Here is a 25,646-nt window from a genome sequence, read left to right on the forward strand (position 1 = left end):
CGCCGCCTACCTGTCGGCAGCCCACCGCGACCGGCCGGGCGCCGGCTGCGCGCTGGCGGCCCTCGGGAGCGAGGCGGCGCGCCAGCCGGCGCCGGTGCGCCGCGCCTTCACCGAGGGGCTGGAGACGCGGCTCGCCCGGATGCAGGAGGCGCTGCCCGACGGCGACCGCCCGGCGGCGCTCGCGGCCATGTCGAGCCTCGTCGGTGCCCTGGTGCTGGCTCGCGCCGTGGACGACCCCGCCCTGTCGGACGAGATCCTGGCGGCGGCGCGCCGTGCGCTCACCGATCCGTGAGTCGGGCCGCAGGCTTTTGGTAACCCTGGCGTGACCATCCTGGGGGGCGTCCTTGTCCGAGGCCGGTGATGGTGTTGCGTGTTGCGTTTCCGTGCCTGCCCTCGGCGGCTTTCCTGGCCTGGGTGCTCGGCACCGGCCTCGCGGCGGCCGTCGAGCCCGGCGCCCTGCTGCCGCCCGCACCGGTGCCGGGCCAGCCCCAGGCGCAAGCAGGCCCATCGCAGGGCGTTCAGGGGCAAGGTGTGACCGCACCGGTTGCGCCCATGCCGCCGGCATCGGTGGAGCCCGCCCGGCGCGAGGTGACGACCGCGCCCGAGCCGCTGCCGCACGGGGCGACGCCGCTCGCCGTCGGCCCGATCCAGCCCGGCGCCGCCCCGAGGGCGAGCGAGCCGCGATCCCCCGAGGCCAAGCCGGGCGAGGCCAAGCCCCTGGACGGCAAGCCCCTGGACGGCAAGCCCCTGGACGGCAAGCCCCTGGACGGCAAGCCCCTGGACGGCAAGCCCGCTCCGAAGAAAGTCTCGCGCGAGCTGCCGCCGCTGGTGATCGCGCGGATGTCGCAGGATACCACCCCGACCCTGACGCCGGCGACCTTCCTCGACACCCTGCGGGCGGCGGAGCGCTACCAGGCGCTGGTCGAGGCCGGCGGCTGGCAGCCACTGCCGGCGGACCTCACGCTGAAGCCCGGCGAGCGCAACCCGGCGGTGCCGGCGCTGCGCCGCCACCTGGTCCTCACCGAGGATCTGGCCCCGGGCGGGCCGGAGGGCGACCTGCTCGATCCCGGCCTCGTCGCAGGCCTCAAGCGCTTCCAGGCGCGGCACAACCTGGCGGAGACCGGGCTCCTCGGCCGCCAGACGCTCGCCGCCCTCAACGTGCCCGCAAGCGTGCGCCAGCGCCAGCTCGCGGCTTCCGCCAACCGCCTGATCGGATCGAGCTTCCCGTTCGGCGAGCGCTACGTCGTGGTCAACATTCCCTCGGCCGCCGTCGAGGCGGTGGATCACGGCAGCGTCGCGCGCCGCTACGTCGCGGTGGTGGGCAAGCCGGAGCGCGCCTCGCCGTCGGTCGAGACGAAGATCACCAACATCAACTTCAACCCGACCTGGACCGTGCCGGTGTCCCTCATCAAGAAGGACATCATCCCGCACATGCGCATGGATCCGGGATACCTCGCCAAGATGCATATCCGCATGCTCGACGCTCAGGGCCAGGAGGTGCAGCCGACCGCCGTCGACTGGTCGACCGAGCGGGCCGTGAACTACACCCTGCGCCAGGATCCGGGCTTCGACAACTCGCTCGGCCAAGTCCGGATCGACATGCCGAACCGGCATGCGGTCTACATGCACGACACGCCGTCGAAGTCGCTGTTCTCCCGCGACGTGCGCTTCCACTCCTCGGGCTGCGTGCGCGTCGCCGACGTGAAGGCGCTGGTCGGCTGGCTCCTCGACGGCACGCCGGGTCCGAACGGCCCCGGCTCGGCCTGGGGCCCGATGGAGATCGAGACCGGCATCGCCACCGGCGAGCGCCGCGACATCAAGCTGGCGAAGCCTGTCCCGGTGACCTTCGTGTACCTCACCGGCTATGCCACCCCCGACGGCCGGGTGCACTTTCGCGACGACGTGTACGGTCTCGACAGCGGCCGGGAGACCGGCAAGGACCCGGGCAAGCCGGTGGTGGAGCCCGCCGTGACGGGGGCGATCGCCCAGCCGGCGAGTGCCAAGCCGGCAAGTGCCAATCCGGCGAGCGCCAAGCCGGCCAGCGCCAAGCCGGCCAGCGCCAAGCCGGCGATCCCCAGGAAGGCCGTGAAGACGGCACCGACGAAGCCGGACGTGACGAGCACGGACCCGGGCACGATCGTCCCGGCCACGGCCGTCCCGGCGAAGACCGCCCCTTCCAAGGCTGCCACGCCACAAGGGGGCACCGCCGAGACAAAGCCCGCCCCGAAGCCCGTTGCGAAGCCGGCCCAGGCGGCGCCCAAGGCCGCCCCGTCCGCCGAGCGCCGGACCGCCGTGCCGCCGACCTGATCCGGCGCGGCGCGGGCCGCCTATCGATGACGTGGATTGGCAGGCTCACGCTCCATCCCGCCGCCATCACCCCCGCCGGCTCATCGGCGGGGCGGCGACAGGGCTGGGGAGGACACGCACCGGCTTCATGATCGCGGGCGCGCGACCTCGCGTCATCGATGTCCTCCTCGGCCAGCGCCTGTTCGTTCTGGACATGGCGGCGATAATACCGCCGCGCCGTCGAACGGATCCGTTCGACGGCGCTGGCTAAGCCCGAACGGGCGCCGGCGCTGATGCGCCGGACGCCGTGGCATCGACGCGTCGATGCCACGGCGCGAGGGTATAAGGGGCGGATCGCGGGTGAGCCGGCGGGTCCCGGACCGTCGCTGACGGCCCCGACGCCTCTCGCCGCCCAGCACAACCCGCCCGGTTTCGCCTGTGGCAAGCCCGCTCCGGATGATCGACTGCGCGATCGTGCGCTCAGGACCGAGAGCCGCTTCTCACGCATCTGCGTCGCTTGCGACGGCGACCGGGTCGTCGCCCTGCTCTGCATCTCGACCCGCTCGGTGAAGCGGATGGCCGCCCCGGGCAAGCTGCGCGGCGCCGCGCCGGACACGATCCCCGTCTCGGTGATCGGCCGGCGAGGGCATCGGGGACGCCCGTCTCGCCAATGCCCCGCGCTGGGTCACGCTCGCCTTGCGGAGCATCGGAGCCGTCGTGGTGCATGCGAGGAGCGCGGCAGCCAAGCATTTGGCTCTCCACGGCGCCGAATTCGTCGGGGACCAGCAGGACGGCCGCACGTTGTTCCTGCCGATCGGGACGATCACCACCGCCTTCGAGCGAGGCGTACCGCCCTGCGCGGCCATGCGGGCCGGCGACTCCGTAACCACAACCTCCGACACGGGGACGATTGTTCCATCGGACGGCTTTTTCATCAATTGTTATAGGCTGCGGCTTCTAGCTCCGCTTGTTATACCATGCCATGCCGCGCCTCCCGCGCATGCGCATGCCCCAGCGAGCAGGCCCGCGGCGAGCATGAAGCCCCACATCACCCGTCAGCGTCCTGAACGCGGCGGGCCGTCATCGATGACCGCCCTGCTCCGGCGCTTCCCGCACGACCGCAGCGGAACCGTCCTGATCGCCTTCGCGGTGGCGCTCCCGATCCTGCTCGGCGCGGTGAGCGCCGCGGTGGAGTACAGCCGCCTGCTCTACCGCAAGGCGCAGCTGCAGAGCGCCGCCGATGCCGGGGCGCTGGCCGGCGCCACCCTGCTCAAGCTCGCCAATTCCGACGATGCCTCGGTGACCAGCATCACCCGGCAGACGATCGAGGGGCAGGCGCGCACCCCGGTCGACCGCAGCAGCCGGATCACCGCGGAGGTCGGGACGCCGCGCAGCTCGGTCTCGACCGTCGTCGAGGAGACGGTGCCCTCGCTGATGGGCAAGCTGCTCAGCCTGCCCTCCACCACCCTGATCGTGCGCGCGACGGCGCAGCTCGTCGGCTCGGTGCGCCTGTGCCTGCTCGCCCTCGACCCCTCGGCCAAGGGGGCGTTCGACCTGGAGAAGCGGGCCCAGGTCACCGCCGAGGGCTGCTCGCTCTACTCGAATTCCACGAGCCCGAGCGGCATCCTGGGCAAGGACAGCGCGACCGCTCGCGCCCTCTCGATCTGCTCGGCGGGCGGCTTCGACGGGTCGAAGGCGCTGTTCACCCCGGCCCCGGTCACCGACTGCGCGCCGATCGGCGATCCGCTCAAGGACCGTCCGCTGCCGAGCCCGGACGTGAACTGCGTGATCCTGAGCCCCTACGCCAATCCCACTGGGAAGAGGCCGCCGCCCGGCCCGATCAACATGGTGACCGGGAACGTCACCCTCGACCCCGGCACCTATTGCGGCGGCCTGCGCGTCACGGATAACGCCAGCGTCAGCTTGCGCCCCGGCACCTACGTGATGAAGGACGGGCCGCTGATCGTCGACAAGCGGGCGAGCCTGTCGGGCCAGGGCGTCGGGTTCTTCTTCACCGGCGACAGGGGCGGGATGCTCCTCGACAAGGATACCACGATCAGCCTGACCGCACCGACGAGCGGCGTGATGGCGGGCCTGCTGATGGCCGAGCAGCGGACCGTCCTGGATCCGATCCCGGTCCCGATCGACCTCGTCGTCACGCCCCCGCCGCCGCCCCCGCCGGGAGGCGGCAAGGCGATGCGCGAATACCGCATCATCAGCGACAACGCCCGCACGATGCTGGGAACGATCTACCTGCCGGCGGGCCGGCTCATCATCGACAGCAGCCGCCCGGTCGCCGACCAATCGGCCTATACGGTGATCGTCGCCCGGCAGATCAACCTCTATGAGGGGCCGAACCTCCACCTCAACGCGAATTACGGCGCGACCTCGGTGCCGGTACCGGACGGGGTGGGGCCGAAATCGGGGACGGCGTCGCTCAGGAGCTGAGGATCGACGACGGCTCGCGCCGACAGGTCGTCACATCCTCCCTCGTCGTTCCGGAGCCACGGCAGCGGACGCCCGGGATGACAGGAAGGAGGTCAGGTCCGTCGCACGAACCCAAACCCCGCGGGCCCCGCCTCACGAGATCCCCAATCCCCGCACCAGCGCGATGCTGACGAGGAGCAGCACCGCCAGGGAGGCGGTGACCGCCAGCGTCACCCGGGCGCCGACCCGGGCCACCACCCGCACGTCGACGCCGAGGCCGAGGGCCGCCATGGCGATCACCGTCAGGATGCCGGCGGTGCGGGTGAGCGGCGCCAGTGCCGCGTCGGGCACGAGGCCGAGCGACCGGGCGGCGGCGAGGCTCAAGAAGCCGAGGATGAACCACGGCACCAGCTTGAAGAAGCCAAGCGTCCTGCGCGCCCCGGCCGGGGCGCCGGGCTCGTCGCGCAGGTACGGGGCGACGAGCGACAGGCCGAGCACCACGGGGCCGAGCATCAGCACCCGCACGAGCTTGACCAGCGTGCCGACCTGGGTGCTGACGAGGCTCACCGGCACGGTGGCGGCGAGCACCTGCGGCACCGCGTAGACCGTGAGGCCGGCGAGCACGCCGTACTCGGTCGGGTTGGTGCCGAGCAGCGGGATCAGGAGCGGCAGGCCGAGCACCACCAGCACGCCGAGGATCGCCGTGAAGGCGATCGAGGAGGCGACATCGTCGCCGCTCGCCCCGATCACCGGCGCGACCGCCGCGATGGCCGAGTTGCCGCAGATGGCGTTGCCGCAGGCGATCAGGATCGACATCCGGGCCGGCAGGCCGAGGAGGCGGCCGATGGCGTAGCTGGCGATCAGCGCGATCACCACGGTGGCGACGATGCCGGAGAGCAGCGCCGGCCCCGAGGCGACCAGGGCCTTGAGGCTGATCGAGGCGCCGAGCAGCATCACCGCGACCTCGAGCAGCTGCTTGGCGCTGAAGGCGATGCCGATGCGCCAGCGCGGCCCCGGCTCCCAGACCGAGCGGATCGCGATGCCGGCGAGGATCGCGATCACCAGCGCCTCGACGTAGGGGTGGTGGACGAGATGCTCCTCCGCCGCCTGGACCAGGGTCGCCGCCGCCGTCACGGCGACGCAGAGGGTGAGGCCGGGCAGCACCGCGATCGCGGTGCGCCCCATCGTGTCAGGCCGCATCGCCGGGCATGCTCATCGGAGAGATCGAACGCGGGGTGCCGGGGCTCACGGGCGGAAGCCCGTGCCGATGCCGGGCCGCGACGGCTGGCCGAGCCAGAGCAGCGCGAGGCCGAGGACCAGGGCGACGGGCGCGGCCGGAGACAGGGTGAACGGCAGGCCGAGCATCTTCCACAGCATCGGCTGCCCGCCCTCGGCCATCGCCTGCAGGCTCGCGGCCCGGTCCTTCATCAGCGCCGCCGCGACGTCGCTGACCGAGGTGACGAGCACGGCGTCGTTGGCGATCGAGCGGGCGCCGTCATAGACGATCCCGACGAAGCCGGCGGCGAGGAACAGAAGGCCGAGGCAGCGGCACAGGAAGCGGATCATCCAGGGCTCCGGACCGCGCCCCTGCGGGACGCGCGGGCCCCTGAGTAGAGAGAGGCCCCTGCCGGCGCAAGGAGTTGCGGGCCGTGACACAAGCTTGAGCGCGGCACCGTGGCGGGTTGATCCCACGCCCCCCGCCATGCCACGGCGCTCGCGACCACGTAAGGGGAGCGGCATGAACGGCAGGACGGGCAGGGCACGGCCGGAGCTGGTGATCTTCGACTGCGACGGCGTGCTGGTCGACAGCGAGCCGATCAGCCTCGCGCGCCTGACCGAGAACCTGCAGCGCATCGGCGTGCCGATCGATCTCGACACGGTCGCGCGGCGCTTCACCGGCACCAGCATGACCTCGATCATGGCCCACATCGCCACCGATTACGGCGTGCCGACGCCCGAGGGCTTCGTCGATGCGGTGCGGGCGGACACCCTGCGGGCCTTCGACGCCGAGTTGCAGGCCATCGCGGGCGTCGCCGCGGTGCTGGAGACCATGACGACGCGGCGGTGCGTCGCCTCGAGCAGCGACCCGCAGCGGCTGCGCCACGCGCTCACGCTCACCGGGCTCCTGCGCCATTTCGACGGCCACGTCTTCAGCGCCAGCATGGTGGCGCGGGGAAAACCCTTCCCGGACCTGTTCCTCTACGCTGCCGGGCAGATGGCGGTGGATCCGGCGGCGTGCGTGGTGATCGAGGACAGCGTGCCGGGCGTCACCGCGGCGCGGGCCGCCGGGATCCCGGTCCTCGGCTTCTGCGGCGGCGGCCACTGGGCTCATGACCGGGCCGGGGCGGACCTTTTGGCCGCAGGAGCCGTCCGGGTCTTCGACGCATTCTCCCAGCTGCCCCATCTTCTGGAGGCGTGGGACCATTCGGGGATCCGGGACGACGCGTCCCGTTAAGGGACAGGGAGCCCTGGCACCGGTTTCGCATTGACCTCCCGCGTCCGCCCGGCCCATTCCGGGGCGGACGCGACCGGCCCGCGAGACCGTCCCGCCCAGGCCCCTCCCTCAAGGCCCCTCTCCCCAAGCCCCCTCCCCCGCCAACCGGAGCCCGCCGTGAGACCAGCCCGCATCGTCGCCTTCTCGGGCAACGTCCGCCGCCCGTCCCGGACCCGCACGCTGGTGGAGGCGGTCGCCGCCGAACTCGGCCGTCGGCGCCCGATCGACCTGAAGGTCTACGACCTCGCCGAGATCGGCACCGGCCTGGGCGCCACCACCCGGCAGGCCCTGCCGCTGCCGATCGCCCACATGATCGAGGCGATCGAGGGCTCGGACGGGCTGATCGTCGGCTCGCCGGTGCATAACGGCTCCTATTCGGGGCTGTTCAAGCACGTGATCGACTTCCTCGACCCGGCCACGCTCGCCGGCAAGCCGGTGGCGCTCACCGCGACCGGCGGCGGCCCGCGCCACGCCCTGATGGTCGAGCACCAGCTCCGCCCGCTCTTCGGCTTCTTCACCGCCCACGTCGCGCCGACCGCGGTCTATGCCGGCGAGGCGGAGATCGAGAATGGGGTTGTGGCCGACGCCCGGGTGGCCGAGCGGGTCGCGGCGGCGGCGAGCGAGCTGGGCCACCTTCTCGATGTGGCCGAGGCGGCGCGCCGGGGTGGCGGCGGGCGGGCGGTGGCGGGGCTCTAGGGTCCCAAGCCGACCGGCCCGATACGCAGAGGAGCCGCGTCCGACCCCTTGCAGAAGCCCCGAATGCCCGTCGGCAGGTCGACGGGCGAGGCGGGAACCTCCGGCCGGGGCGAGGGGAATTACGATCTTCTGCTTCGAGGCCGAGGCCGTATCAATAAGACGCCACATCCTCGTTCAATTGCAGTCCGATATTTTAAAATACCGTTCGTCAGCCTTGTATTAAAGCTCGCAGGCTCGTTCTTATGCCTGATGCCAGATGCCAGATATTTATATTTGTGTTTCAAAAAATTTTCGGACAAATGCTCGAAGATGCGTGGATATATCAAATTACAGCAGAAAGATATTTTGTTTTACTCGAAGTCATCTATGTCAATGCGTACGTGCGCGTCTCGCTTTTGATACAAACCGACGCGCCATGACAATAATCTTGAATTACATGCGATTCGATTATTCGATTTCACATATGAAATCGTTACATGAAAATGCTTGAAAACGTTACATCGCCACGTATTACTGTTACGGAGCGTGTCACAAGCGATAGCATTTGCATGTTAGAGATGGATTAACCTTTAATTATTATAGGTTGAGCTAGGTCAAGCAGTAAATTCGTTTGTATGCTGCTTAAAATCGGTGCGAACGATGACGACAAGGTGCATTGCTGTAGCTTTGCTGGGGCTACATCGTTCATGAGTATGATGGCCACGCAAGAGCAGGCCGAGCGTACGAGATCTGGCGCGCGACAGCCTGACCAGGATGCTCCCCAGCCGCCGACCCTGCCGTCGGTCATCCTTCACCTCGGCAGCAGCTTCAGCCTGCTCGCAAGCTATACCGGCCAGGACTCTGCCAACCCCTTCGGCGGCTTGCGCCAGGGCTCTGCCTGTGGCGGCCAGATCTTCTTCGGCATCGACGACGACCTTCGACCCCTCGCCTGCATCAAGGGCGGCTCGCTCCGCATCGCGGCCACGAACCACCACGGGCGCCGCCCTGTGGGTTGATCCTTCGAAGGATGGAAATCATGACCACGACGATGCCTGAACGGTTTCACGCTTCCAAATTCGAAGCAGTCACCCAATCCATACGCACGCTCGCCGTTGGCGTCATCGTATCGATCAGTTCGGTGGCTGCGATCTACAGTGCCAATTCCGCCATCTCGGCCTGGAACACCTATCAGAATTTTTTGGAAGTCGAGCGTTACGCTGAAGTGGAGGACGCCCTCCTGACGGTGCAAAAGGGCCTCCTGTCCGAGCGGGCGGATAGTCCCAACGTGCTCGTCCTGGATGGGAGCGCCTTCGAAAGCGCGAGGCAATCGATCCAACAAAATCGCCAGACCGTGGACGCGGGTTTCAACCGGGTTCAGGATCTGGCCAAAGGCATTGACGGCGAGAACAAGTCGAGCCTGTTGAACAACTTCTTCAAAACGTACAGCGAATTGAAGAAGGTTCGCCAGGATCTGGATCAGAGTTACGCCAAGCCACGCGAGCAGCGAGACCTCTCGGTTGGCCCGACCATGCTGTCGGTCGGAACGAAAATGATGTCGTCGCTCGAAGCCCTGTCGAGTGCCCTGGACCGCGACATCAGCGACAGCAATCCGCTCGCGGCGCGCCTGACCGAGATCAAGCAATTGGCATGGCAGTCCCGCAGCATCGGCGGGTCCGTGTGGGAGATTGCGCACGGCCCCTACACCAGCGGCAAGTGGCTTACCAAAGCACAAAAGGACAAGATTGTCTTCATCCAAGGCCAGACAAAATCCTTCTGGGATCGCACGAATTACGTCGCTTCTTTTGATGGGCTGCCCAGTAAAGTCGAGAAGGCGGTCGCCTTCGCGACGAACGCTTATTTCGGCAAGGAATTTTCCGAGATCCAGCAGCGCATCATCTCGGATATTACGTCCGATAAGATGCCAGCCATGGAATTTTCGACCTGGCTTCGGATGCTGATCCCGGCGATCAATTCGGTCACCGATGTCGCCAGCATATCGATGAACGTTGTCGTGGAATTCGCCAAGGATCAAAGCAAGACTGCAAAGGAGACTTTCGTATGGAGCGCCGGGATGTTTACTGCCGTCGCAATCCTGATCGCGTTTGGCATCGTGCTCCTGCAACGCCGTCTGTTTAATCCGATCCAGGTCATCACCAGGACGTTGTCCCGGATCTCGAACGGCGACATGAATGCCGAGATCGCCTATCGAGAGCGCCGTGACGAAATCGGACGGATGTCCGCCGCCATCCAGATTTTCAAAGATCAGATGATCCGCAATGCGATGCTGGAACGCGAGGCGCAAGACCATCGCGCGGCCGCGGCTGCGGAGCGCAAGAACGTCATGATCCGTTTGGCGGACACGTTCGAGCAGGCTGTTGGCGGCATCGTCGGCATGGTCTCGTCCGCGGCCACCGAGCTGCAGGCCACCGCCCAGCAGATGACTGCCACCGCCCAGGAAACCGCCAGCCAATCCACTGCCGTGGCGGCGGCGGCCGACCAAGCCGCCTCCAACGTCAACACCGTGGCCGCCGCAGCGGAGGAACTCGGGGCCTCGGTGCAGGAGATCGGCCGCCAGGTCGACGGCTCGGCCCGTCTCGCCAAGGCCGCGGTGATCGAGGCCGGCGAGACCGCGCATCAGGTCCGGGCGCTGACCGAGGCCACGGCGCGCATCGGCGACGTCGTTGGGCTGATCTCCTCGATCGCCGCGCAGACCAACCTTCTGGCGCTCAACGCCACCATCGAGGCCGCCCGCGCGGGAGCGGCGGGCCGCGGCTTCGCGGTGGTCGCCGCCGAGGTGAAGGAACTCGCCGGCCAGACCGCCAAGGCCACCGAGGAGATCACCAGCCAGATCGCGGCGATCCAGGCCTCCACGGGTCAGGCGGCCGGCGCGATCGGCAAGATCACGGTGCGGATCGAGGAGATCTCCGGTGTGGCGACCTCGATCGCCGCGGCGGTCGAGCAGCAGGGCGCCGCGACCCAGGAGATCGTGCGAAACGTCGCCCAGGCCTCGACCGGCACCACCGAGGTGACCGGCAACATCGCCGGAGTGGCGCAGGCGTCGGAGGAGACGGGCGCGGCGGCCTGCCAAGTGCTGTCGGCGGCATCCGAGCTGTCCCGGCAATCGGAGCAACTTGGCGTCGAAGTCGATCGCTTCCTTGCCACCGTGCGCGCAGCGTGATCGAGACAGGCCGGTGGCGGATCACCGCCACCGGTGCAGGATGCAGAGGGTCCGCTTTCCAGGGAGAGGGGCTGGGCCTGCTTCCCACGCTCAGCAGCCGTTGGCACGGCCAAGCTTTGAGGGGACTGATGCCGCCGCGCCGTCGAACGGATCCGTTCGACGGCGCAAGGCAAGCCCGAACGGGCGCCGATGCGTCGGACGCCGTGGCAGCGACGTGTCGATGCCACGGCGCGGGGGTATGAGACCCTAGAGCTGCGCCTGCAACCTGCGATAGGCCCGCCCATACGCCGCGTAGCCCGCCACCGTCCGCGCCATCATCGCCCGCCGCTCCGCATCGAGCCGCGACAGGGGCCGCGCCGGGCGGCCGCCCCAGAGCCAGCCGGAATCCAGCACCTGCCCCGGATCGGTGGCGCTGCCGGCGGCGAGGAGCACGTCCGCTTCCACCACCGTGCCGGGGCTCAGCCGCGCGCCCATGCCGATGAGGCAGTTCGGGCCGATGCGCCCGTCGGCGGCGTGGACGTTGTGGCCGAGCGTGGTGTCGCGCTCGATCACCAGACCGTCGGCCCGGGTGTGGAGCGCGCAATTGTCCTGCACGTTGACGTTCGCCCCGATCACGATCGGCCCCGCTGCGGCTTCGAGCAGGCAGGAGAAGAACACGCTCGCCCCCGGCGCCAGGCCGATCCGGCCACGCAGGCGCGCGGTGCGGGCGACGAACACCGCGGGATCCGGCACGAGGTCGTCCCCCGGGGCCAGGACCGGCTCGCTGGCGGCGGCCTCGCGCAGGCGCTCGGCCCGCTCGGCCAATTCGCCCGGGGCGAGCGCCCGCACCGGCCGGGCCGGGCTGCCGGCGCAGACGAAGCCCGACGGCAGGGTGGTGCGGGGAAAGACCGTGCTGCCGGCCTCCAGCAGCACCCCGTCCTCGACCAGCGAGCCGTCGAGGATCGTGCAGGCCTCCTCGATCACGCAATCGTCGCCGACCGTGCAGGCATGGACCACCGCGTCGCGGCCGACGGTGACCCGGTCGCCGATGATGCAGGGATAGATCTCGGCCGCGATGTGCAGGGTCGAGCGGGCGCCGAGCCAGAACCGGTCGCCGACCACGATGTCGTGCCCGTCGGCGCGGATCACCGACTCGTCGCCGAGCCAGGCTTGCGCCCCGAGGCTCGCCCGCCCGATCACCGTGCTGCCGCGGCCGCACCAGACCGGCCGGGCCGCGAAAGCCGGATCGGTGTCGTCGTAGGGGAGGAGGAGGTCGGGGGTCATGGGGCGTTCCTCCGTCCGGCCTGCCGTAATGGCGAGCGATTCCGCGAGACTCCACATCTACGCCGTTCTGCCGACCGCAACAGCCCCGGCTCTCCGGCCGAGGCGCTTCGTGCTAAGACGCCGCCAGCCCCGCAGCATGGACCCGTCATGACTCCTCGCCTCTCGATCCAGTCCGAGCCCTTCGACGTCGCGGCCGAGATCGCCGCCCTCACGGCGGAGCTCGGCGGGCGGGCGGGCGCCATCGTGAGCTTCACCGGCCTGTGCCGCGACGAGGACGGGCAGCTCTCCGCCCTCGAGCTCGAGCATTACCCGGGCATGGCCGAAGCCGAGATCGGCCGGGTGCTCGCCGAGGCGGCGTCGCGCTGGCCGCTCCAGGGTGCGGTGGCGATCCACCGCCACGGCCTCGTCCGCCCGGGCGAGGGCATCGTGCTGGTGCTGGCGGCCTCCGCCCACCGCAACGCCGCCTTCGAGGCCGCGAGCTTCCTGATGGACTACCTCAAGACCCGCGCCCCGTTCTGGAAGCGCGAGCATCGCGCCGACGGCACCCTCGGCGGCTGGGTCGAGGCGATGGAGCACGACGCGGCGGCGGCGGCGCGCTGGTGATCGGTCAGAGGCGAGGCGGCGTCCGGGCGATTCCGTGCGGTCACGGTAGTGCCAACCGGCGCGGCGCAGGAGCGACGCCGACCGGCGTCGCGCAGCAACCGGCCGGATCTCGCGTGATCCGTGTGAAACGGGGATTACCGACAATTCGAGCAATCGGGCTGAGGAATCGCTGACCGGCCTGCGGCAGGATCGCGCCATGCCCCGCGACCACCACACTTCCCGCGATCCCCACCCGGCCGATCCGCTGCCCTTCGACCCGCTCAGCGCGCGCAACCTCGCGGTTGCCTGCGCGCTGATCGGGCTCGGCACCCTCCTGATCTCCGAGCGGCCGACGCCCGGGGGCCTGCTGCTCGCCTGGGGCGGGTTCATCGGCTGGGCGCTGCTGCGCATGGTCGGCGGGCGCCCGGCCCAGCCCGTGCGCCGGAAGGCGGCCCCGCGGCGGCCGCCCGTCGTCGAGGTCATCGAGGTCGAGGACTGGGACATAAAGGATTGGGCGCCCCGGCGCCCGGCCCCGACGCTGGCTCTTCCCAAGCCCATCGCCGTCGATCCGCCCGAGGCGACCGCCGACTGGAAGACCTCGGCGCATCCCGCCGTGCTCGCCGGCGTGCGGCGCCGGCGCGAGCAGGGATAGAGCATCCGGAACCCAGCGGTCGCCGAACGGCCGCGGGCGGCTATCTCTCCGGCGGAAGGCGGCCCGCGCCGCCGGCGGAGAGATCCTCGGACATGCCCGTTTCCCCATCCCAGGCCGGCCTCGGCCAGGACGCAGCCCGCCCGATCCGGGGCGGCAGCACCCGCTCGCTCGCCCTCGCCGGCATCGGCGTCGTGGTCTTCACCGCCGCGATGCTGCTGGCCTGGCGCTCGGCCGACACGCTGCTGCTGATCTTCGCCGGCATCCTGTTCGCGGTCTTCCTCGACGGGCTCACGCACTATCTCGGCCGGGTCGTCCCGCTAGGGCACGGGTTCCGGCTCGCGATCGTGAGCGTGCTGCTGACGATCCTCGTGCTCGGCATGGTCGGCCTCGGCGGCGCCACCGTGGCCTCCCAGGCCGAGCGCCTGGGCCAGACGCTGAAGCAGCAATCCGGCACCGTGAAGTCCTGGCTCGACGCACGCGGCATCGACACCCGCTTCCTCGATTTCGGCAAGCTCAAGGATGCGGCATCGCAGCCGGGCGGCGGCGGGTCGGAGGACGGGCAGCGCAACGCCCCCGCGGCCGGCGGCCTGCCGAGCCCCGGCACGCTCCTGTCGGGCGCCGGCAGCGTGCTCGGCCAGGCCTCGACGGTGGCGCTGGCGGTGTTCGGCGCCATCGGCAACGTGTTCATCGTCGTGGTGCTCGGCCTGTTCGTGGCGGCCGATCCGCGGACCTACCGCGACGGGCTCCTGCGCTTCGTGCCCTCGCGCCACCGCACCCACGCGGCCTCCGTCGCCGACGACATCGGCATCACCCTGCGCCACTGGCTGTTCGGGCAGCTCGTCGTGATGGCGGCGATCTTCGTCTGCGTCTGGCTCGGGCTGACGCTGGTCGGCATCGACGGGGCCCTGGTGCTCGGGCTCCAGGCCGGCCTCCTCTGCTTCATCCCGACCATCGGCGCGCTCGTCGCCGGCATCATCATCGTGCTCGCCTCCCTGGCCTCGGGGCTCAAGGGGGTGATCGCGGGCCTGTGCGTGTACCTGCTGGTCCAGACCCTGGAGAGCTACGTGCTGACGCCCTTCGTGCAGAAGCGGGCGCTCGACATCCCGCCCGCCACGCTGTTCGCCGGGCAGATCCTGCTCGGCGTGCTGTTCGGCCTCTGGGGCGTCGCCCTGGCGCTGTCCCTGATGGCGGTCGCCAAGGTGCTGCTCGACCGGCTCTACATCGAGGACACGCTGGGGGAGGATGCGGGCTGAGACCGTCCTCCCCGCCGGGCTCGTCAGGCGCTCTGCGGCTTCGTCACCTTGGCCTCGATCGCGTCCCAGACCGCCACCGCGAGGTCGGGGCCGCCAAGGCGCTTGATCACCCGGATGCCGGTCGGCGAGGTGACGTTGATCTCGGTCAGGTTGCCGTCGATCACGTCGATGCCGACCAGGATCAGGCCGCGGCGGCGCAGCTCGGGGCCGATCGCCTCGCAGATCTCCCGCTCGCGCGGGGTGAGGGCCGTCGCGCCGCCGGTGCCGCCCCGCACCATGTTGGAGCGGATGTCGTTGGCCGCCGGCACCCGGTTGACGGCCCCGAGCGGCTCGCCGTCGACCAGGATGATGCGCTTGTCGCCCTCGGTGATCCGCGGCAGGAAGCGCTGCACCACCCAGGGCTCCCGGAAGGTGACCGAGAACAGGTCGAACATCGAGCCGAAATTCGGGTCGTCCGGCAGCACCCGCAGCACCGCCGCGCCGCCATGGCCGTGCAGCGGCTTCATCACCACGGCACCGTGCTCGGCCCGGAACGCCTCGATCTCGCGCTTGTCGCGGGTGATCAGGGTCGGGGGCATCAGCTCCGGATAGGCGGTGACGAACAGCTTCTCGGGGGCGTTGCGCACCTCGAACGGGTTGTTCACCACCAGCGTCTGCGGGTGGATCCGCTCGAGCAGGTGCGTCGCCGTGATGTAGGCGAGGTCGAAGGGCGGGTCCTGCCGCATCAGCACCACGTCGACCGTGGCGAGATCGACCCGCTCCTGGGCGCCGAGATGGGCATGATCGCCCTCGACGTCCTGCACCCGCAGGGGCTCGGCCCAGGCGGTGACGCGCCCGTCGCGCATCGAGAGCCGGTCGGGCGTGTAGTGCAGCAGCGTGTGGCCGCGGGCCTGCGCTTCCAGCAGCAGCGAGAAGGTGGTGTCGCCGGCGATGCGGATCGCCTGGATCGGGTCCATCTGGACCGCGACGGTGAGGGCCATGTCGGGGGTATCTCCGGTCGCCCGGGTTATCGGGCGGGCCGCGGCCGATGGCAACGGTCCCCGACAAGGAAGGCCCCGCGCGCGGGTGCGGCGGGGCCCCAAGTCGAGGGAGGAAACGCCCATGAGGGCCTGTGCGGGCCTCGCAAGCCACGTGCCAATACTGGCGAGGAGGCCGATCGGATCGTACGACCGGGGAACGTCGAGGGTCTGGACCGGTTCCTCAAAAACTCCGGGCGGGTATCATGCCCCCGCCCGGAGGCGGGTCTCAGGGATCCCGGCCCTCCGGATCCCGATCCTCGGGGTCTCGGCTCGCGGGGTCTCGGCTCTCGGGGTCCTGGCCCGGCCACGCGACGATGCGGTCCGGCAGCTCCTCGGTCTCGAACTCCTCCTCGGTGCCGCTGACCCGGCCGCGGACCGAGATGCCAGCCTCGTGCACGGTGCGGCGGGTGCCGGAGACGAGCGGGTGCCACCACGGCAGGTCGTGCCCGTCACGGACCAGGCGGTAGCCGCAGGTCGGCGGCAGCCACGGCAGGGTGCGGACCGCCTCAGGGGTCAGACGGACGCAATCGGGCACGCGGGCCTGGCGCTTGGCGTAGTCGCGGCAACGGCAGGTCCCGGCATCGAGCAGGGTGCAGCCGATATCGGTGTAGTGGATCTCGCCCGAATCCTCGTCCTCGAGCTTGAGCAGGCAGCAGCGGCCGCAGCCGTCGCACAGGCTCTCCCACTCCACCGGGGTGAAGTCCTCCAGGCTCCGGCCGCGCCAGAACGGGGTCGCGGCCTTGAGGGAGACGGGCGGGCGCGGGGGCTTGCTGCGGGCGTTGGCCACGGGTGCTGAAGGCCTTCGAGGCGCCAGATCGGCGGCGCGTGCAAGGAGCGAGGGGGCGGATCGACGGGACGAACCGGCGGGCGGGAATCTCCCACCTCTGCCGCGGGCGGCGGCCCGGGGCAAGCGCGGCCGGCGCCCTCTGCGCAATCCTGCGACGTCGTGTCGGTGCGGGACTGCCCCATATAGGCCGTGACGACCTGCGAAACCCGCCCCGCCTCGCGCTACGGTGCGGGGTTTGCTAGACTTGGCCCGCGCCATCCCGAGGACCCGCCGAAGTGACCGAGAATCGGCCCGACACCCGGTCCGCCAGCCGGCTGACCCAGCTCCGGACCCGCCTGTCCCACGGGATGCTCGGCTTCGACGCCTGGCTGAATGACGGCCTCTACAATGGCGGCCGCTCGTTCGGCGAGGCCTATGGCCGCTACGCCGAGAAGATCCAGCGGCGCTTCCGCGTCTCGGGCGTCAAGCGCCTCGTCCTCGACCTCGCGAGCGAGGGCGTGACCCTCGGCCTCGCCGGCGGCGTGGTGATGCTGACGCTGGCGCAATCGGCGTTCAACCAGACCAGCGAGAACTGGCTCAAGGCGCCGGACCTCGCGGTCACCTTCCTCGACCGCTACGGCACCGAGGTCGGGCGGCGCGGCATCAAGCACGACGATTCGCTGCGCATCGACGAGTTTCCCGACATCCTGGTCAAGGCGTTGATCTCGACCGAGGACCGGCGCTTCTACGAGCATTGGGGCATCGACCCGATCGGGACCCTGCGCGCCGTGACGGTGAACGCGCGCGGCGGCGGCCATGTCCAGGGCGGCTCCTCGCTGACCCAGCAGCTCGCCAAGAACCTCTTCCTCTCGAACGAGCGCTCGCTCGAGCGCAAGGTCAACGAGGCGTTCCTGGCGCTCTGGCTCGAATGCCACCTGACCAAGAACGAGATCCTGAAGCTCTACCTCGACCGCGCCTATATGGGCGGCGGCACCTTCGGCGCGGCAGCCGCGGCGGATTACTATTTCGGCAAGAACCTCAAGGACATCACCCTGCCGGAAGCGGCCATGCTGGCCGGCCTGTTCAAGGCGCCGACGAAATACGCCCCCCACGTCAACCTGCCGGCGGCCCGCGCCCGGGCGGCGGACGTGCTGCACAACATGGTGGAGGCGGGCTACCTGACGGAGGGCCAGATCCAGTCGGCCCTGCGCAACCCGGCGACCCCGGTGACCCGCTCGCGCGACATCAGCGCCGACTACTACCTCGACTGGGCCTTCAACGAGGTCAAGAAGCTCGTCGACGACGGCAAGCTGAAGAAGGAGCGGGTGCTGGTCGTGAAGACCCCGCTCGACCTCGCGATCCAGAAGCGGGCCGACCAGGCGGTGGAGAACGTGCTGCGCCAGTTCGGCGACGCCTTCGACGTCGAGCAGGCGGCCCTCGTGACCATGGATCCCGACGGCGCGGTGCGGGCGATGGTCGGCGGGGCCGATTACGGCCAGAGCCAGTTCAACCGCGCCACCGACGCCCTGCGCCAGCCCGGCTCGTCGTTCAAGCCCTACGTCTACGCCGCGGCGCTCGCCACCGGGCAGTGGCGGCCCGAGAGCCGGGTGGTCGACCGCCCGGTCTGCATCGGCAACTGGTGCCCGGCGAACTATGGCCGCTCGTTTGCCGGCACCGTGCCGCTCTGGGTCGCGGTGGCGAAATCGATCAACACCATCCCGGTGCAGTTCTCGATCGCCATGGGCAAGCAGCTCGGCGAGACCCACGACGCGAGGGCGGCCAAGCTCGGCCGGGCCAAGATCATCGAGCTCGCCCATAAGATGGGCATCACCTCGAACCTGGTCGATTCGGTCTCGCTGCCGATCGGCTCGGCCGAGGTGACGGTGCTCGACCAGGCCGCCGGCTACTCGGTCTTCGCCAATGGGGGCCGGCGGGCCAAGCCCTACGCGGCGACCGAGATCCGCACCGGCGCCGGCGAGGTGATCTACCGCCACGACACCAGCGAGGCGCCGCCCGAGCAGCTGCTCTCGACCCGGGTCGTCGCCGACATGAACTTCATGCTCAACAAGGTCGTCGACGAGGGCACCGGCCGCAAGGCGGCGGTCGAGGGCGTGCGCACCGCCGGCAAGTCCGGCACCACCAACGCCTACCGCGACGCCTGGTTCGTCGGCTATACCGGCAACCTCGTCACCGCGGTCTGGTACGGCAACGACGACCACTCCTCGACCAAGAACCTGACCGGCGGGTCGCTGCCGGCGATCACCTTCCACGAGGTGATGGCGCCCGCCCACCAGGGCATCGAGATCAAGCCGATGCCGGGCTTCGAATCCGACAAGGCCGGCGCCCGCACCGCGCAAGGCCCCACCCCGACCACGCCGCCGCCCGGCGCCCCCGCCGGCGCCCTGTCGCGGCGCTCCTTCGAGGTGCTGGGCGGTCTCGGCCACCTGTTCCGCTCGGTCGAGAGCCCCCCGCCGGGGCGGGCGGCGTTCAACGTGCTCGACCGGACCGGCCAGCCCGCCGGCTCGTCGGGCAAGAGCGGCATCTAGCGCATCGCCCGACGACGCGGAGATTGGCCGGTCGGACGATGCGGCACGATCAAGCACCGGAAGCAGCGCTCATCGCCAGGTGATCGGGCGGCGCTCTCGCGGGCGCCACGCCCTGCCGTTGCGCCCGTTCGGGGTCCATGCCGGGGAGGAACCGTGCGGCGGATCGGCCCGGGTCGACGCCCCGACGACCCTTGCGGGGTTCGACGCGTCGCGTGTCGATGCTCCGTGATCGTCGTGCCGGCCGCACGGCACCGTCAGCGCCGCCGCAGCTCGCGCCCGTCGACGCGCTGCCACTGTCCGCGCATCGCGGCGTGCACCGCCATGAGATCACGCAGCGGAACGGCCGGCTGCGGCGGAAACCGGTAGAAGTGATACCGGTCGTCGCCCAGCGGCAGCAGGTCATGCCCCGGGAACAGGCCGGGATTGAACATGCCGTAGACGGGGAGGACGATCGTCTTGGCGTGGGACAGCCACGCGGCGAGCCACGCGAAGGTGCTGATTGACAGCACGATGTTCGACGCCGACCGGATGATCTGAAAGTCCTCCAGGATCCCGTGATGCGGCACGATCTCCGCGCGCGGGAACCGGTCCTTCAGCGCGCGCATGTAGATGTTGTCCTCCGTCTGGCCGGTGAAGACCGGCCGCAGCCCGAGATCCTCGATCACGTCGGCGTAGAAGTCGACGGGGATGACCGTGTAGCCGGGATGCCGCGCATCGAGGATTTCACCGGCCCGAACCGGACACACGACGGCGTCGCCGTCGAAGACCGGAACCCGAAGGTCCGGCCGGGAGAACAATGCCCTGGCCTGCTCCTTCACGGGAAAATACTCGAGCCGCTGGCCGTATCCGTGCCACTCGAACCGGTCGAAGATTCGGTTCTCCGCCAGGTACGCGACGCGCTGCATGTCGACGCGCTGCTCGTCCTCGAGGGCGTACACGGCCTGCGCGGGATCGGCCTCGATCGGGGGATGCTCGATATTCCAATACGGCATCATGAAGTTCGACAACGTGAGATCGCCGACGAGCGATTTCAGCTTCGCGGCGACCAGATACTGCATCATGAGATTAGCGTAATGCGTCGGTATATATTTATGAAAAACAGGGTTACTCGGCATCATGAACCTCTTGCTCAGTCTTGTCCGACGGCACTCGGCATCGGGCGAATCGAACAGCCTTCCACGATCGGCCCGCACCCTGCGGGCAAGCCCTTCCACTTCCCTTCGTTCCGGTTCGACCGGGCCCCCGCGCACCATGTCCGTGGCACGCGGGTCAGGCTCATGCGCCAGCTTCCATCACAGAGCCGAAGCTGATACGACCCGGATTCCTAACGCAAGGAGGCGTTCTCGCCGGGGCATCTCAAAAATGCCACGACACCGAGAGCTTTCGACGAAGTCGATGTCGTTGCTGTCTCCGTAGAGGCGGCGAGCCTCTCGATCTTGTGTCGCATTGTGTCGAGAAACCGTGCCGCCGGGCCGGAGACTGCGGGCGAAGCGGCCGATGGAGGTCGGGCGTGATCGCTGCCGGCGCCCGCAGGCCAGGACAGGATCCAAGCGCAACCCGTCGGCAGGTCGCCCTGAGGCCAGCCTGTCAATCCAGGACTACGAGATGAAATCCAAGAATTTCTCGACCGTCGTGGCCATTGCCAAGAACGAAGGCCGCTACATCGCGGAATGGATCGCCTACAATCTCGCCATCGGCTTCGACCGTATCGTCATTTTCTCGAACGACAGCACCGATGCGATGGACCGGATCGTATCGGATATCGCGGCCCTCGATCCGAGGGTCAGCCTGATCGACTGGCCGTCGATCCCGGATACGTCGCCTCAGATCACCGCCTACGCTCACGCTCTGAAGATCGTCACGACGCCCTGGATCATCTTCCTGGACATCGACGAGTTCCTGCTGCCATTCGCGGATGGCAGCGTGCGGGGATTCCTCGACCGCGTCCCTGCGGACGTCGCCAGCGTGCACATCAACTGGCGCAATTTCGGCTCGGGCGGGAGGACGTCGCCCGATTACGGTTTCGTCACCAAGACGTTCTTCCACGCGGCCGATCCGGGCTGGGAGAACCATTGCCATTTCAAGACCTTCGCACGCATCGACCGCGCCACCGACGTTCACATCCACGACATCGGATCGTCGACGGGCCGCCGCGTCCTGTCCGATTTCCAGGACTTCCAGATGCCCGCGCGCGGCATGGCCAACCGCATCGCCCATGACGGCATTCAGATCAATCACTACCAGTGCAAGACCTATGACGAGTTCTGCACCCGCATGATGCGCGGCGATGCGAACTATGCCACCAAACAGCCGCGCGATCATTCGCAACGGCGATTCGAGATTCTCGACCGGAACGAGACGGTCGACACGAGAATCAAGATGTTCGAGGCGAAGTTCGATCACGAATACAAGCTGATGCCGATCTGAAACGTGGCCCGACTCGGTGGAGATCGGCTCCGCCGGAAGCGCCGCGATCGGGCATCCGAAGCGCGGCATCGCGGACCGGCGCGGGAGCGCAAAAACCCGTTCGACCCCGGCCCGACCTGGGCTAGACACGCCCCACGATGCTGACCGAGACAGTCGCCCCTCCGGCCTCCGGGCGTGCCGCCTCCCCGGCCCCCCGCCCGGGCCCCCGCCCCCTGCCCCGGCTCCTGCGGGGGGCCGTGCGGCTGCGCCGCGGCGGCCGCGGCGGCGGGACCGTGGTCCTGGTGCTCTACGCCCTCGCCCTCGGGGCGGGCCTGGGCCTCGCCTCCGCCAACTGGGCGACGCGGGGGCGCTACCCGTTCGGGGGCATCGCCCTCAACGCCTGGACGGCCTGGCCGAAGATCGGCTCGCGCGACGCCGACCCCTACGTCCGGGCGATCCATGCCCGCACCGGCGAGGTGCCGCTGGCGCTGGGCGAGGGCCTGCTCCTCACCGCGATCACCGACGATGCCGGGCGCCGGCTCGATCCGTCCTGCCGCTACCGCATCGCCGGGGCGACGCCGCCGGCCCGGGCCTGGACCCTGACGGTGGAGCGCGGCCGCCACGCGACGCCGGTCGAGCCGCAGGCCGGCACCGCTCCGCCGCCGCTGCGGGCCGGGTTCACCTCGACCGAGGTGCTGCGTGACCGCGACGGCCGCTTCGCCATGGCCCTGAGCCCGGACGTGCAGCCCGGCAACTGGCTGCCGATGCCGGAGGGCGAGGGCTCGATCCGGCTGGTGCTGCGCCTCTACGACACGCCGGTGGCGGCGAGCACCGGCGTGCTCGAGCGCGAGGGCGTGCCCTCGATCACCCGGGAGGATTGCCCGTGACGCCGCTCGGACGCTTCGTCCTCGCCACCCTCTGCGGCCTCGTCCTGGCCGGGATCGTCCACGTCGCCACGGTGCTGGCGATCCCCTATCTCGCCACCGGCGACGCCTTCGCCCGCTCGCGCGCGACGCTGGCCAACGACACCTCGGTGCTGGTCCATGCCGCCGGGACGGTCGGACCGGCGGAGCCGGCGCCCCCGCCGGCGAGTTCCGGGCAGCCGGCTCCCGGGCAGCCGGCGCCGGCGCCGGAGGGGTGGCTGCCGCGGCAGGACCCGGCGGTGGCGGTCGGCATCTGCGCCTACGACCTCGATGACGGCCCGGTGCGGATCACCGCCGAGACCGGCCCGCTGCTCGAGACGATCGCGCTCCACGGGCGCAACGGGGCCTATTACGCCATCACCGATCAGGCCGCCTTACGCGGCACGGTCGAGCTCGTGATCATGACGAAGCGCCAGTTCGACGAGGCGCTCGCCACCGCCGACGAGGACGAGCGCAACCGCGACGTGCGCATCATCGCGCCGAGCCGCGAGGGCTTCGTCAGCGTGCGGGTGCTCGCCGCCCTGCCGAGCCAGCAGGCCCAGGCCAACGAGGCCGCCCGCTCGGTCTCCTGCACCATCGACGGGCCGGACGAGTAGGCCCCGTCACCCCTTGCGCACCAGCACCGTCTCGCCGGGCCCCGGCGGGACGAGGCCGCAGCGGGCCTCGGCATCGGCCGGCAGCAGCGGGCCGAGGAGGGTGCGGCGCGAATCGAGGAAGGCCAGCGCCCGCTCGGAGGCCACCGCCTCCTCCTCGGGAGCGGCCACCAGCAGATGCTCCAGGGCGTAGCGGTAGGAGGCGGAGCGCGCCCCGGTTTCCAGCCGCACCCAGGCGATGAGGCAGCGGTTCTCGGCCACCCGCATCGCGGCGCTGCGCACGTCGCGGTCGTCGAGGGTGGTGATGAAGGGCAGGCTCTGCAGCCGCGTCAGATCGGCCCGCACCACCCGCGACGCCGTCTCGGCGAAGGCCGGGATCAGGCGCCCATCCGCCACGAGATCGTCGGACAGGCGCCGGTAGCGCGAGATCGGGGAGCGGAACGGCCCGGCGGTGATCGCCTCGTAATAGGCGGAAGGGTCGGAGACGCGCCAGCCGACCGGCAGCACCCGGGCACGGGTGAGGTTGTCGAGGGCGGCCTCGAACACGCCGCGCTCGCGGGCCGGCATCAGGAAGCGCCAGGCGCGGTCGCGCAAGGCGCGCTCGTCCTCCGTGAAGGGAAACAGCGACGCCGCCTCGGCCCGCTCGCGCGCGGCCAGCGTGCCGGCGGCGTCGATCAGGCTGTTCCAGGCGGTGGGAGCCGGACGGCCGAAGTCGCCCTGCTGGGCGCAGGCCGCGACCAGCGGCAGGGCGAGCAGAAGGGCGGCGCCCGTCCAGCGGGAGCGCATGCGCTCAGCCCCGGCAGCGCCGTTCCGGCGCGGGCAGGCCGGGCTCGGCAGCGTCGGGCAGCCTCTCATAGCGCACTCCCGTGAACAGCAGAATCGTGCCGCGGACCGCGTCCGCCGCATGGGCTTCGGTTTCCTGAGAACCGGTCTCCCGAGAACCGCCCCCGTCGGACGCGGCCTCTTGAAACACGGCCGGGACGCGACCGGCCCGGGGCCGGCTCGCCGCCCGGAACGGGATGATGTCCGCCGAGGACCGCCGCTGTAGGCCGACCATGTGTGCTCTCCCGCCTCCGCCACATCCCTCCGGGACCGCCGCGCCTCGTGCGGCCTCGCTGGCGGGACGAAACCACGCGCATGGTTAATGGACTGTTTCCGGCCGGCGTCGGAGGGAGCGCCGCCGAGGGGCCGGCCGCCCGGCGGCGTAAACCATCGGTGACCGGGCCGGGGCGTCATCCCCGTTGTCCCCAGGCCCGGGACGGGCCGGTCCCCGCAGCCTTAAGCGTCGCTTTACGCAGAGCCTCGCATTCTGCCGCTCGCCTTCAGTCCTGCGTACCCGATCGCCCATGGCCCGCTCCGCCGCCGACGCTCCGCCGGACCTCTCCGGCCTCCTCGACCTCGCGCGAGACCGGCGTCTCGACATGAAACCGGTCCTGCTGCGGGTGCAGACGGACCTGTTTCGTGCCGCGCCCGTCCGGGACGTGTCGACGATCAAGGCCTTCGAGGCCCTGGCCTGCGGGCTGATCCCGACGGTCGACGGCGCCACCGCCGAGATCGTCGCCCAGAAGCTCGCCCCGCTCTCCGACACGCCGCAGAGCGTGCTGGCGCTGCTGGCGGCCCATGGCGGCGGCGCCCGCGACGCGGTGCTGGCGATGAGCCCGGTCCTGTCGACGCCGGTGCTCGACGCCGCCGGCAACGGCCCTGAGCTCGACGCGGTCATCGCCCTGCGCCACGATCTCGGCCGGGCGGTGGTCGAGGATCTGAGCCTGCGCGACGAGCCGGATGTCGATCTGGCGCTGGCCCGCAACGCCACGGCACCGCTCGCCGGGGCCGCCCTGGAGCGGCTGGTGGAGCGGGCGCGCCGGCGGTCCGAGCTGGCCGCCCTGCTGCTTGCCCGCGACGATCTGCCCGCCGTCGATCTCGCGCCGCTCTACCTCCAGGCCGACCGGATGCGCCGGGCGGCGATCCGCGACGGCGTCGCCGCCCGTGCGGCCCTGCGACCGCAAGCCCGGGCCGGGATGCGCGCCGCCGGCGCGGCGCTGACCGCCTTCGCCGGCCGCGGCGAGCCGGAGCGGTTCGAGGCGGCGCTCGGCGAGGCGCTCGGCATGCCGGGCGTGAGCTTCCGCGCCACCGAGCCGGAGCGGCGCGATCTCCTGGCGCTGGCGCTGCGGGCCGCCGACCTCGCCGAGGAGGAGGCGGTGTTCATCTTCCTGCGCCTCGATCCGTCGATCGCCCGCTCGGTCGAGGCGGTGTTCGGCCTGACCGAGCTGTTCCGCGCCATGGACGCCGCCACCGCCCGCGACCTCGTCGCCTCGATCCTCGGCAGCGAGCCCGGGATGCGCAAGGCCGCCCCCGAGCAGCACCGCCCGGCCCACGGCCCGGCCTCGCCGCGGATCCGGCCCGCCGCCGCCCCGGCCCTGCGCCCGACCCTGCCGGAGCGGACCCGCAAGACCCGCTGACACGACCCGCGGCATCGGGAGGGGCTGGGGGCGAGCATGACGGTTTCCCCCTGGTCGTGAAATGGTCTAGGCGTGGCGCTCCGGACGCCGCGCCGCCGCGACACGGGATGGGCGCGCGACGGGA

The 25,646-nt window shown here is 70.4% G+C and carries 21 protein-coding genes and 1 pseudogene; 15 read left to right on the top strand and 7 right to left on the bottom strand.

The features are described 5' to 3' along the window. The 3 genes and pseudogenes from FF100_RS37300 to FF100_RS25790 form a co-directional block, all read left to right on the top strand. Positions 1-292 (top strand): annotated as a pseudogene (locus FF100_RS37300) (TetR/AcrR family transcriptional regulator); the annotation flags it as partial. A gap of 68 nt (positions 293-360) precedes the next feature. Then, entirely contained in the window at positions 361-2,307 is a 1,947-nt protein-coding gene (locus FF100_RS25780) for a L,D-transpeptidase family protein (RefSeq protein ID WP_139038626.1), read from the top strand. A gap of 1,065 nt (positions 2,308-3,372) precedes the next feature. Then, complete coding sequence (locus FF100_RS25790; protein ID WP_139038691.1) at positions 3,373-4,734, top strand: TadE/TadG family type IV pilus assembly protein; 1,362 nt, start codon at positions 3,373-3,375, stop codon at positions 4,732-4,734. Positions 4,735-4,866: 132 nt separating this feature from the next. Here FF100_RS25790 and FF100_RS25795 read toward each other — a convergent pair whose 3' ends face one another. Both FF100_RS25795 and FF100_RS25800 read right to left on the bottom strand, forming a co-directional pair. Further along, on the bottom strand, positions 4,867-5,913 hold the full coding sequence (locus tag FF100_RS25795; RefSeq protein ID WP_139038627.1) for a YeiH family protein: 1,047 nt from the start codon (positions 5,911-5,913) through the stop codon (positions 4,867-4,869). A gap of 45 nt (positions 5,914-5,958) precedes the next feature. Continuing rightward, entirely contained in the window at positions 5,959-6,279 is a 321-nt protein-coding gene (locus FF100_RS25800) for a PetM family of cytochrome b6f complex subunit 7 (protein WP_139038628.1), read from the bottom strand. 172 nt (positions 6,280-6,451) lie between these two features. Here FF100_RS25800 and FF100_RS25805 point away from each other — a divergent pair, with 172 nt between their 5' ends. The 4 genes from FF100_RS25805 to FF100_RS25820 all read left to right on the top strand — a co-directional run bounded on the left by FF100_RS25805 (position 6,452) and on the right by FF100_RS25820 (position 11,060). Further along, positions 6,452-7,168, top strand: a complete 717-nt coding sequence (locus FF100_RS25805; RefSeq protein ID WP_139038629.1) for an HAD family hydrolase — start codon at positions 6,452-6,454, stop codon at positions 7,166-7,168. A 156-nt stretch (positions 7,169-7,324) separates the two neighbouring features. Then, positions 7,325-7,903, top strand: coding sequence for an FMN reductase (gene msuE / locus FF100_RS25810; protein ID WP_139038630.1), 579 nt, complete (start codon positions 7,325-7,327; stop codon positions 7,901-7,903). A 614-nt stretch (positions 7,904-8,517) separates the two neighbouring features. After that, entirely contained in the window at positions 8,518-8,898 is a 381-nt protein-coding gene (locus tag FF100_RS25815) for a hypothetical protein (RefSeq protein WP_205825012.1), read from the top strand. A gap of 20 nt (positions 8,899-8,918) precedes the next feature. Continuing rightward, on the top strand, positions 8,919-11,060 hold the full coding sequence (locus tag FF100_RS25820; RefSeq protein WP_246102366.1) for a methyl-accepting chemotaxis protein: 2,142 nt from the start codon (positions 8,919-8,921) through the stop codon (positions 11,058-11,060). Between the two features lie 246 nt (positions 11,061-11,306). On the opposite strand, the gene FF100_RS25825 is transcribed toward FF100_RS25820, so the two are convergent. After that, positions 11,307-12,323, bottom strand: coding sequence for a gamma carbonic anhydrase family protein (locus FF100_RS25825; protein ID WP_139038632.1), 1,017 nt, complete (start codon positions 12,321-12,323; stop codon positions 11,307-11,309). A 147-nt stretch (positions 12,324-12,470) separates the two neighbouring features. Between FF100_RS25825 and FF100_RS25830 the strand changes: the two genes are divergently transcribed. The 3 genes from FF100_RS25830 (at position 12,471) to FF100_RS25840 (ending at position 14,810) form a co-directional block, all read left to right on the top strand. Continuing rightward, positions 12,471-12,926, top strand: a complete 456-nt coding sequence (locus FF100_RS25830) for a molybdenum cofactor biosynthesis protein MoaE (protein WP_139038633.1) — start codon at positions 12,471-12,473, stop codon at positions 12,924-12,926. Positions 12,927-13,122: 196 nt separating this feature from the next. After that, a complete protein-coding gene (locus FF100_RS25835; RefSeq protein ID WP_139038634.1) occupies positions 13,123-13,557 on the top strand; it encodes a hypothetical protein in 435 nt (144 codons plus the stop codon). A gap of 92 nt (positions 13,558-13,649) precedes the next feature. Next, positions 13,650-14,810, top strand: coding sequence for an AI-2E family transporter (locus tag FF100_RS25840; protein ID WP_139038635.1), 1,161 nt, complete (start codon positions 13,650-13,652; stop codon positions 14,808-14,810). 23 nt (positions 14,811-14,833) lie between these two features. On the opposite strand, the gene gshB is transcribed toward FF100_RS25840, so the two are convergent. Next, positions 14,834-15,790, bottom strand: a complete 957-nt coding sequence (gene gshB / locus FF100_RS25845; protein WP_139038636.1) for a glutathione synthase — start codon at positions 15,788-15,790, stop codon at positions 14,834-14,836. A 265-nt stretch (positions 15,791-16,055) separates the two neighbouring features. Further along, positions 16,056-16,616, bottom strand: coding sequence for a YcgN family cysteine cluster protein (locus tag FF100_RS25850; RefSeq protein WP_139038637.1), 561 nt, complete (start codon positions 16,614-16,616; stop codon positions 16,056-16,058). A gap of 347 nt (positions 16,617-16,963) precedes the next feature. On the opposite strand from FF100_RS25850, the gene FF100_RS25855 reads away from it, so the two are divergent. Then, a complete protein-coding gene (locus FF100_RS25855) occupies positions 16,964-19,141 on the top strand; it encodes a transglycosylase domain-containing protein (RefSeq protein WP_139038693.1) in 2,178 nt (725 codons plus the stop codon). 254 nt (positions 19,142-19,395) lie between these two features. On the opposite strand, the gene FF100_RS25860 is transcribed toward FF100_RS25855, so the two are convergent. Beyond that, positions 19,396-20,202: a hypothetical protein gene (locus tag FF100_RS25860; protein WP_139038638.1), complete on the bottom strand. Its 807-nt coding sequence runs from the start codon at positions 20,200-20,202 to the stop codon at positions 19,396-19,398. Positions 20,203-20,746: 544 nt separating this feature from the next. On the opposite strand from FF100_RS25860, the gene FF100_RS25865 reads away from it, so the two are divergent. The 3 genes from FF100_RS25865 (at position 20,747) to FF100_RS25875 (ending at position 23,066) form a co-directional block, all read left to right on the top strand. Continuing rightward, positions 20,747-21,568, top strand: coding sequence for a glycosyltransferase family 2 protein (locus FF100_RS25865; RefSeq protein WP_171070329.1), 822 nt, complete (start codon positions 20,747-20,749; stop codon positions 21,566-21,568). A gap of 137 nt (positions 21,569-21,705) precedes the next feature. Next, the gene (locus tag FF100_RS25870; RefSeq protein ID WP_139038640.1) at positions 21,706-22,434 is read left to right on the top strand and encodes a DUF1214 domain-containing protein; all 729 of its coding nucleotides are present in this window, start codon (positions 21,706-21,708) and stop codon (positions 22,432-22,434) included. Beyond that, positions 22,431-23,066, top strand: coding sequence for a DUF1254 domain-containing protein (locus FF100_RS25875; protein WP_139038641.1), 636 nt, complete (start codon positions 22,431-22,433; stop codon positions 23,064-23,066). Before FF100_RS25870 ends, FF100_RS25875 begins: the two co-directional genes overlap by 4 nt. Before the next feature lie 6 nt (positions 23,067-23,072). Here the strand turns inward: FF100_RS25875 and FF100_RS25880 are convergent, their stop codons facing one another. Next, positions 23,073-23,849: a hypothetical protein gene (locus FF100_RS25880; RefSeq protein WP_139038642.1), complete on the bottom strand. Its 777-nt coding sequence runs from the start codon at positions 23,847-23,849 to the stop codon at positions 23,073-23,075. A gap of 560 nt (positions 23,850-24,409) precedes the next feature. On the opposite strand from FF100_RS25880, the gene FF100_RS25890 reads away from it, so the two are divergent. After that, a complete protein-coding gene (locus FF100_RS25890; RefSeq protein ID WP_139038644.1) occupies positions 24,410-25,522 on the top strand; it encodes a DUF2336 domain-containing protein in 1,113 nt (370 codons plus the stop codon). The last annotated feature ends 124 nt before the right edge of the window (positions 25,523-25,646 follow it).

Origin of the sequence: Methylobacterium terricola, from assembly GCF_006151805.1 — a bacterium.
Taxonomy (GTDB): domain Bacteria; phylum Pseudomonadota; class Alphaproteobacteria; order Rhizobiales; family Beijerinckiaceae; genus Methylobacterium; species Methylobacterium terricola.